Source organism: Actinomycetota bacterium, assembly GCA_005774595.1.
Classification (GTDB): domain Bacteria; phylum Actinomycetota; class Coriobacteriia; order Anaerosomatales; family D1FN1-002; genus D1FN1-002.
On sequence record VAUM01000463.1, the window covers coordinates 1 to 1219 of the forward strand.

2 protein-coding genes are annotated in these 1219 nt (G+C 72.6%); both read right to left on the bottom strand.

The features are described from left to right. Positions 1 to 647: SMC family ATPase (locus FDZ70_10995; protein ID TLM65620.1), on the bottom strand; the 647-nt coding region annotated here is incomplete at its 3' end. Beyond that, on the bottom strand, positions 644 to 1219 hold a 576-nt coding region (locus FDZ70_11000; protein TLM65621.1), incomplete at its 5' end, for an exonuclease sbcCD subunit D. The genes FDZ70_10995 and FDZ70_11000, both read right to left, overlap by 4 nt.

A 1219-nucleotide genomic window follows, 5' to 3' on the forward strand; every position in this document is an offset into this window, starting at 1 on the left:
GCGCGGCGTTCGATGAGCGTCCGGCGCTCCGCGCCCACCTTCGCCGCCCGGTCCTTGAGCTCGGCCTCGAGCCGCCGGAACGGCTCCGTCTTGAACAGCTGCCGCAGGATCTCCTCGCGCTGCTCGGACGAGGCGGCGAGAAGCTCGACGAACTTGCCCTGCGGCAACACCACGACCTGCCGGAACTGCGCACCGGAGAAGCCGAGCAGCCCGCGCACGGCCGCATCGGTGTCACGGATCCTCGTCGCGAGGGGGCGGCCCTCGCCTGCGTCGTCGCCGAGGCCGGTCCGGTCCCAGACCGCGGCGGTCGCCTGCTTGCTCACCTCGGCCGCGCCCCGCTTCCCGGCCAGCTGCTGCGCCGGACGGCGGACGACCCGGTACGCACCCGCTCCGACCTCGAAGTCGAACGTCACCTCGGTCGGCAGGTCCGGTGAGGCGGACTCGCAGCGCATCTGGGCGGCGGTCCGCTCGGCGCCGCTCGTCTCGCCGTAGAGCGCGAAGACGATGGCGTCGAGGATGGTCGTCTTGCCGGCGCCGGTGTCGCCGTGGATGAGGAAGACGCGCTCGGCCCCGAGGTCGCGGAAGTCGATCGTGTGCGTGCCCGCGTAGGGCCCGAACGCCTGCATGACGAGCCTGACCGGCCTCATGAGTCCCCCTCCCGGCCGGCACGTTCGACCGCCTCGACCGCGCGAGCGAGCTCCCCGGACTGCTCGGGCGACATCGGCCCGCCGGTCACCTCCTCGAAGAACTCGCCGAACAGGTCCGGCGTGGTCCGCTCCTTCAGCGCGGTGACACCCGGCCCGTCGAGCGCGGCGTACTCCGCGGCGGGCCTGCGCAGCGACAGCGCGTTGGGATACAGCTCCCGCAGCCGCCGCATCGGCTCGATCACCGGCTCGTCGTCCGTCAGCACGATCTCCACGTAGCCGCACGCGACCTCCGGATCGGGCACCGACGCCATGATCTCGGCGAACGAGCCCTCGACGCGGTGCAGGTCGTGGCGTGCGGCGATCGGCTCCTCGGCCACGCTGACCGAGCCGTCGGCCGCGACGTCGACCACCGTGACCGACTTCACGTGGTCCGCTTCCTCGAACGAGTACTTCAGCAGGGAGCCCGCGTAGCGCACGCGGTCCCGGACCACGTCCTGCGGCCGGTGCAGGTGCCCGAGCGCGACGTAGTCGAAGCCGTCGAAGACCCCCGCCGATACCTGGCCGGTCCCGCC